The 7,048-nt window shown below is 75.8% G+C and carries 8 protein-coding genes; 5 read left to right on the forward strand and 3 right to left on the reverse strand.

The window, feature by feature from the left end:
- Positions 1–6: 6 nt before the first annotated feature.
- Positions 7–267, reverse strand: coding sequence for a DUF1145 domain-containing protein (locus OZ948_02530; GenBank protein ID MEB2343598.1), 261 nt, complete (start codon positions 265–267; stop codon positions 7–9).
- A 151-nt stretch (positions 268–418) separates the two neighbouring features.
- Between OZ948_02530 and OZ948_02535 the strand changes: the two genes are divergently transcribed.
- From OZ948_02535 to OZ948_02555, 5 genes are all read left to right on the forward strand, one after another.
- Entirely contained in the window at positions 419–1,228 is an 810-nt protein-coding gene (locus OZ948_02535) for an SDR family NAD(P)-dependent oxidoreductase (protein ID MEB2343599.1), read from the forward strand.
- A 30-nt stretch (positions 1,229–1,258) separates the two neighbouring features.
- The gene (locus tag OZ948_02540) at positions 1,259–1,858 is read left to right on the forward strand and encodes a hypothetical protein (protein MEB2343600.1); all 600 of its coding nucleotides are present in this window, start codon (positions 1,259–1,261) and stop codon (positions 1,856–1,858) included.
- Positions 1,859–1,932: 74 nt separating this feature from the next.
- Positions 1,933–2,961: a zinc-binding dehydrogenase gene (locus OZ948_02545; protein MEB2343601.1), complete on the forward strand. Its 1,029-nt coding sequence runs from the start codon at positions 1,933–1,935 to the stop codon at positions 2,959–2,961.
- 130 nt (positions 2,962–3,091) lie between these two features.
- Positions 3,092–3,961, forward strand: coding sequence for a bifunctional DNA-formamidopyrimidine glycosylase/DNA-(apurinic or apyrimidinic site) lyase (gene mutM / locus OZ948_02550; GenBank protein ID MEB2343602.1), 870 nt, complete (start codon positions 3,092–3,094; stop codon positions 3,959–3,961).
- Positions 3,961–5,481 (forward strand): NFACT RNA binding domain-containing protein, encoded by a 1,521-nt coding sequence (locus tag OZ948_02555; GenBank protein MEB2343603.1) that lies wholly within the window; start codon positions 3,961–3,963, stop codon positions 5,479–5,481. Before mutM ends, OZ948_02555 begins: the two co-directional genes overlap by 1 nt.
- Before the next feature lie 48 nt (positions 5,482–5,529).
- Here the strand turns inward: OZ948_02555 and OZ948_02560 are convergent, their stop codons facing one another.
- Both OZ948_02560 and OZ948_02565 read right to left on the reverse strand, forming a co-directional pair.
- Entirely contained in the window at positions 5,530–6,765 is a 1,236-nt protein-coding gene (locus OZ948_02560) for an HD domain-containing protein (GenBank protein MEB2343604.1), read from the reverse strand.
- A 62-nt stretch (positions 6,766–6,827) separates the two neighbouring features.
- Positions 6,828–7,048, reverse strand: a 221-nt coding sequence (locus OZ948_02565; protein MEB2343605.1) for a hypothetical protein, incomplete at its 5' end; no start/stop codon positions are given.

Here is a 7,048-nt window from a genome sequence, read left to right on the forward strand (position 1 = left end):
GCAAGCCTACTGGCGGGCTTCCTCGCGGGGTAGGCCGCCGACGTGCAGGAAGCCGAACAGGAGGGTTCGGGCGAGATGGCTCGCGAGCGACCCGCCCGCCGCGCGCAGGCGCGGCAGGAAGACGAGCGCTTCGATCGCATGGACGGCGAGCATGAAGACCAGGACGCCGCGGCCGACCGTTGTCCAGGGATGGCTCGGGGGCAGCAGGAACGCCCAGCCCGTCACGAGCCACACGATCGCCACCAGGAGCTTGCCGAGGGTCGCCATGGCGGCGCAGTGTAGACGAACGCCGGCGCGCCGGCGCGAGGGATCGGCGAGGGCCTGGCGGATGCCGAGTCCGCTCTGGAGGCGCTTCGGGGCCGCAGGGCGCTCCTGGCGCGGGCGTCTTCGCTAGCCTCGCAGCCTGCGGAGGGCCCCGATGCGCGCCGACGCCGTCTTCTTCGTGACCGGCGCCGCGCACGGGATCGGCGAAGCCTTCGCGCGGCTCGCGGTCGGGCGCGGCCGGCGGGTCGTGATCGCCGACGTCGACGGCGCCGGCGCGCGCGCGCTCGCCGCCGCGCTCGGCCCCCACGCCCACGCGGTCGTGCTCGACGTGCGCGACGAGGCGGCCTGGGAGCGCGCGCTCGACGAGGCCTGGGCGCGCTTCGGCCGCGTGGACGTGCTCGTCAACAACGCGGGGCTGCTCTTCAGCGGCACGCTGCTCGAGCAGTCGTCGGCGGAGCTGCGGCACATGCTCGACGTGAATCTCCTCGGGGTCGCGAACGGGCTGCGCGCCGCCGTGCCCCGGCTCGCCCGGCAGGGCGGGGGGCACGTGGTCGACGTCGGCAGCCTCGCCTCCTACCTGCCGCTCAAGGGCCAGGCCTTCTACGCGGCCACCAAGCACGCGCTCCGGGCGCTGCACCACGGCTTCGCGCTCGAGCAGGCCGGAGGCCCGGTCGGCTTCACGCTCGTCTGCCCCGCGGCGGTCGACACCGGGATGCTCCGCCGGCAGGTCGGCGCCGACTCGAATGCGATCGCCTTCGCCGGCCGGCCCCTGCGGGCCGGCGAGGTGGCCGAGGCGATCTGGCGCGCCGCCCGGCGCCGGCCGCGCGAGATCCTGCTGCCGCGCGCCGGCGGCCTCGGCGCCCGCCTGCTCGGGGCCTTCCCGGCCCTGCTCGCGGGGGTCACCCCGCACGTCGAGCGCGCCGGGCAGGCCGCGCTCCGGCGCCTGCGCCGGGCCGGGCCGTGATATCGTGAGGGCCGGGGACAGGAGGCCAGGATGAGGCGCCGATCGCTCGCGCTCCTCGCTGCCGTGCTGGTCGCCGCCGCCTGCGCGGAGACCGATCGCGGGTCGTATCCGGCCGGCGCCTCCGGCAGCGTCGAGTTCCGCAATGCGACCCGGGTACCGCTGTACCTGGCCGGCTGCAGCCACTTCGAGTACGAGAAGCAGGTCGGCGAGCGGTGGGTGTCCCAGGGACCGGCGGTGGTCTGCGTCTGGGAGGGCTTCGCGCAGGAGGTCGCGCCCGGTGCCGCCGTCACGGAGCCGATCGAGGCGCGCGAGCCGGGCCGCTGGCGCCTGCGCTACCCGGTCGGGATCGGATGCAGCCGCCATGCGCCGCTCTCCGAAGCGGCTTGCCGTGCGGTCGGGTCGATCACGAGCAACGAATTCGAGGTGCTCGACTCGGGTTGCGTCGTGAGCGGGTGTTCGGGACAGATCTGCGCCGAGCGCCCGTACGCGACGACCTGCGAGTGGCGGCCGGAGTACGCCTGCTACCGGGAGGCGCGCTGCGGGCGCTACGGGCCGGGTGACACCTGCGCCTGGGAGCCGACTCCCGAGCTGCTCGCCTGTCTCGCCGACCCGCCGGCGCTCGGCTGGTAGGACCCGGGCGCCGGTCCCGGGCCGCGGACCCGCGGCGGCCGGCCGGCTAGCCTGGGCGGCCCGAGGAGGAGCCCATGCGAGCCGCCGTGATGCGCGAGAAGCGGATCGTTGCCGAGACCGTGCCCGATCCCGTGCCCGGCCCGGGCGAGGTGCTGGTCAAGACGCTGGCCTGCGGAATCTGCGGCTCGGATCTGCACGCCCTCCAGCACGCCGACCAGATGATGGCCTCGGCGCGCGAGAGCGGTGCGCCCTTCGTCCCGAACCTGCTCGGGGACGTCGTCATGGGCCACGAGTTCTGCGCCGAGATCCTCGACTTCGGTCCCAACACGACCCAGCGCCTGCCCGCCGGGACCCGCGTGGTGTCGATGCCGCTCGTGTTCCACGGCGCGCGGCTCCAGGCGGTGGGCTACTCGGACGAGGTGCCGGGCGGCTACGGCGAGCGCATGGTGCTCTCGGAGGCGCTGCTCCTCGAGGTACCGAACGGCCTCGCGACGGAGCACGCCGCCACCACCGAGCCGATGGCAGTCGGCGTGCACGCGGTGGCGAAGGCCAACGTCAGCGCTCGCGACGTGCCCCTGGTGGTCGGCTGCGGCCCGGTCGGACTCGCGGTAATCGCCGGGCTGCGCCTCCAGGGCATCGAGACGATCGTGGCGGCCGACTTCTCGCCGCGCCGGCGGGCGCTGGCGGCGCACTTCGGCGCCAGCCACGTGGTGGATCCCGCGGAGCGGCCGGCCGTCGAGGCCTGGCGCGAGGCGGCCGGCGCGAAGACGGCCGTCCTCTTCGAATGCGTCGGCGTGCCCGGCCTGATCGACTCGATCATGCGCGACGCGCCGCCGCAGTCCCGGATCGTCGTGGCCGGCGTGTGCATGGAGCGGGACACCTTCCGCCCGATGCTCGGCATCAACAAGGAGCTGAACATCCAGTTCGTGCTCGGCTACACGCCCGAGGAGTTCGCGCGCACCCTGCGGGCGCTGTCCGAAGGCCAGATCCAGGTGGAGCCGATGATCACCGGCCGCACGGGCGTCGAGGGTGTGGCCGAGGCCTTCACGACGCTCGGCAACCCCGAGGCGCACGCGAAGATCCTGGTCGAGCCCTGGCGCTGAGCCGACCGCCTGCTGGGATCCCTCGCGACCGTCCCGGCGCTGCTCGCAGCGACGGCCGCCGTCTCCGATCGGCTCCCCCCGGCGAGCACCCCTTCGTCGGCCTGAGCGTGCGCCGCTAACTTCGCCCGCGATGCCCGAGCTGCCCGAGGTCGAGGTGACACGCCAGCGGATCGCCCCGCTGCTGCTGGGTCGCGCGATCGCCGCGGTCGCCACGACGGGGCCCAGCTATTTCTTCCTGACCCCGCCGGCGCGGCTGCGCCGCGCGCTCGCCGGGCGCCGCGCCGGCGCGCTCGAACGGCGCGGCAAGTACCTGGTGGCGCGCCTCGACGACGGCAGCCGGCTGGTCCTGCACCTCGGCATGACCGGCCAGCTCTTCTCGAGCGCGGTCTCGAGCCCGCGGCTCCTGCGCGCCTCGATGCGGGCGGCCCGGTGCGCCGGGCGGGGCTTCACGCCCGACGAGCACACCCACCTGCGCCTGCGCTTCGTCGACGCCGGCCCCGAGATCTGGATGCGCGACGCGCGCAAGTTCGGGAAGGTGCTGTGGCTGGCGCCCGGGGCCAGCGACGAGCGGCTCGAGCGGCTCGGGCCCGATGCGCTCGCTGCGGACGGAGCGGCGCTCTTCGCGGCGAGCCGGGGGCGGCGCGTCGCGCTGAAGAGCTTCCTGCTCGACCAGGCGGTGCTCGCCGGGGTCGGCAACATCTACGCCGACGAGGCCCTCTTCGACGCGCGGGTGCGCCCGGCGCGAGCGGCGGGGCGCGTGACCCGCGCCGAGTGGGAGCGGATCGCCGCCGCGCTGCGCCGCGTGCTCGCGCGCGCGATCGAGACCGGCGGCTCCTCGATCCGCGACTACGTCGGGCCCGACGGCCGCGACGGTGCCTACCAGGACGAACGGCGCGTCTACGACCGTGCGGGCGCGCCCTGCCCGGCCTGCGCGGCGCCGATCCGGCGCCGCGTGATCGGCGCGCGCAGCAGCCACTACTGCCCGCGGTGCCAGCGGTGATGAGCCTGGCCGAGCTGCGGCGTGCGGTCGCTCTCGTCGAGCGCACGCTTTCGGGCGCGCGCGTGGAGCGCGTCGTCGTGCCCGACGAGCGGCGCGTGGTGCTCGGGCTGCACGCGAAGGGGAGCGCGGACGCGAACCTGCTGCTCTGCGCCGAGCCCGCGACGGCGCGTCTCTCGTGCCTCGCGGAGCGGCCCGCGGCACCGCCGTCGCCACCGGTCTTTGCGCAGCTCCTGCGCGCCCGGCTCGGCGCAGCGCGGCTCACGGGGGCGGAGCTGCTCGGTGAGGACCGCCAGGCGCTCCTGCGCTTCGCGGGCGAGGCGGGCGAGCACGCGCTCCTGCTCGCGCTGCTCGGGCCCCGGAGCAACGCCTACCTGCTCGACGCGCAGGAGCGGGTGGTCGGCGCCCTGCGCCCGCTCGCCGCGACGCGGCGCGACCTGGCGCTCGGCGAACCCTGGTGCAGCCCCCCGAGTGCCCCGCCGCCGGCGGGTGAGGACCGCTTCGCCTCCGTTCCGGACGAGGGGTTCTTCGCCGCATTCGAGGCGGCGGCGTCGGAGCGCGAGGCGTGCGGAGCAGAGGGCGCCCTGCGCGCGCGGCTCGAGCGCGCGCTGCGGCGTGCGTTGCAGTCGCTCGAGAAGAAGCGCGCGCAGCTCGAGGCCGATGCGGGGGGCGGCGAGGAGGCACGGCGGCTGCGCCGGGAGGGCGAGCTCCTGAAGGGCGTCGTCGGGGCCCTGCGGCCGGGCGCGCGCGAGGCGCGTGCGCGCGACTTCGCGAGCGGGGAGGAGGTGGTGATCGCGCTCGACCCGGCGGTGGCGCCGCGCGTCCAGCTCGACGAGCGCTTCCGGCGCGCGCGCAAGGCCGAGAAGCGCGCCCTGCGTGCCCTGCGCGAGCTCGGCGAGGTGGAGGCACGCGCGGAGTCGCTCGCGGCGCTGCAGCGGGAGCTCGACGAGGCGACCGCCGCGGGTGCGGACGGTGAGCGGCTGCGTCCGTTCGCCGAGCGGCCGGAGGTGGCGCGGCTGCTGGCGCGCTTCGCGCCCGCGCCGGAGCGGGCCGGCAGCGCGCCGGCGCCGGCCGCCGAGGGGCCGGCGAAGCGGGTCTGGCGGCTCGGCAAGCACGAGCTGTCGGCGCGCCAGACCCCGCGCGTCTACACGAGCGCCGACGGCCTCGAGATCTGGGTCGGGCGCAACGACGAGAGCAACGACCTGCTCTCGACCCGCCTCGCGCGCGGCAACGACCTCTTCTTCCACCTCGACGCCTCCCCGGGCAGCCACGTCGTGCTGCGCACGGAGGGCCGCCCCGATCCGCCCTCCGCGTCGGTGCTCGACGCCTGCGAGCTCGCCGTCCACTTCTCGAAGGCCCGCCACGCGCCGAGCGCCGACGTGCTGGTGGCGCCGGTCAAGAACGTCCGCAAGCCGCGCGGCGCCAAGCCCGGCCTCGTCTTCGTGACGGGAGGGCGGCACGTGCGCCTGCGCCGGGACCCGGCCCGGCTCGCGCGCCTCCTGCGCGCGGAGCCCTCGGACTGAGCGATTCGCCTGCTCCGCGAGCGGCGTCCCAGCTCCCGAGTGGCGCGGTCAGAGCTCGCCGCTGGTGAGGAGCGCCTGGAAGGCCGCAACCACGCGCGGGTCGAACTGGGTGCCGCTGCCGGCCTCGATCCGGCGTACCGCCTCGGCGCGCTCGAGGGCGGGCTTGTAGCTCGAGGCGCTGGTCATGCTGTCGAAGGCCTCGCACAGGCCGATGATCCGGGCCTCGAGCGGACTCGCCTCGCCGGCGAGTCCGTCGGGATAGCCCTGGCCGTCGAACCACTCGTGGTGGTGCAGGACGAGCGGCGCGATCTCGCTCCAGAGCTGGATGGGCGCCAGCATGCGGTGGCCGAGCGCCGGGTGCTGGCGGTAGGCCTTGGGGTCGCCGAGCCGCGCCGGCGGGATGCGCAGCATGCCGACGTCGTGCAGGAGCGCCGCGAAGTGGAGCCGCTGGCGGCTCTCCTCGTCGAGCGCGAGCGAGCGGCCGAGCCGGTTCGCCAGCTCGGCGACGCGCCGCGAGTGGCCCGATTGGACGTCGAGGTGGGCGTCGAGCGCCGCCACCAGCAGGTCGGTCACGTGCACGAAGAAGTTGCGCTGGGCCTGGGCGAGCTGGGCGCGCCGCCCCGCCACCGACGCCAGGGTGCCGAGCGTCTCGAGCGCCCCTGCGTCGGCCGACAGCAAGGGGTGTCGATCAGCGGCCACCACCGCCAGCACGCCGGCGCCGGGCATCGGGACCGCGGCGGCCGTGGTGTGACCGCCACGCCCGCCGAGCAGGGCCGGTCGCTGGTCGCGAAGCGCCTGGGTCACGAGCGCAGCCAGCGGTGCGCCGAGCCGATCGAAGCAGCCGGCCTCGCCCGCGGCTGCGAGCAGCTTGGGCGGCTCGCCTTCGGCGGGCGCGAGCAGGCCGGCGGCGCGCGCCTCGGCCATGCGCAGCGCGGCGGCCACCGCGGCGGCGCCTGCCGCGGCCGGGTCCGGCGCCTCGGCCAGCCGGCCGGCCGCGTCGAGCAGCGCCGCCAGTCGCTCGTTGTCGCGGCGCATCGTGGCGACGGTGCGCCAGGTGACCCGCCGCAGCGCCAGGAACGAGCCCGCCGAGAGCATCGCGATCGAGAGCGCGAGCCCGATCAGACCGAAGCGCGGCGCTCCGTCGGGCAGCGCCGGGAGCACCCAGCGCTCGAGGACGAGCGCCAGCGCCAGGAGCGGCACCACGGCGCCCAGCAGGTAGGCGACGAAGGCCGCCCGGTCGAGCGACCACGAGAAGATCGAGAGGCGGTGGGCCTGGCGCGGCACGGGCGCGCCTATCGACCGCCCGGTGCAGGAGCTGAAGGGGGCCTGGCGACCCGGTCTCCGGTTCAGAAGGTGTAGCGGAGGGTCAGGTAGATCTCGTCGCGGTCGCGGAGCACGGCGAGGCCGTTCTCGGCGGCCTCTTCGTAGGCGTGGTCACCGGTGCGGTTCTGGCCGGCGCGCAGCTCGGAGATCGGCGAGTTCACGAACTGCTCGCGGCCGAAGAAGAAGTTGGCGCCGACCGTGGCCGAGAAGCTCTCGTTGAAGCGGTAGACGACCTGCGGGAGCA

The sequence above is a fragment of the Deltaproteobacteria bacterium genome (assembly GCA_035063765.1).
Classification (GTDB): domain Bacteria; phylum Myxococcota_A; class UBA9160; order UBA9160; family PR03; genus CAADGG01.

Coding starts and splice junctions, on each gene's coding strand:
- OZ948_02530 (MEB2343598.1), bottom strand. CDS start 267: ATGGCGACCCTCGGCAAGCTCCTGGTGGCGATCGTGTGGCTCGTGACG.
- OZ948_02535 (MEB2343599.1), top strand. CDS start 419: ATGCGCGCCGACGCCGTCTTCTTCGTGACCGGCGCCGCGCACGGGATC.
- OZ948_02540 (MEB2343600.1), top strand. CDS start 1,259: ATGAGGCGCCGATCGCTCGCGCTCCTCGCTGCCGTGCTGGTCGCCGCC.
- OZ948_02545 (MEB2343601.1), top strand. CDS start 1,933: ATGCGAGCCGCCGTGATGCGCGAGAAGCGGATCGTTGCCGAGACCGTG.
- mutM (MEB2343602.1), top strand. CDS start 3,092: ATGCCCGAGCTGCCCGAGGTCGAGGTGACACGCCAGCGGATCGCCCCG.
- OZ948_02555 (MEB2343603.1), top strand. CDS start 3,961: ATGAGCCTGGCCGAGCTGCGGCGTGCGGTCGCTCTCGTCGAGCGCACG.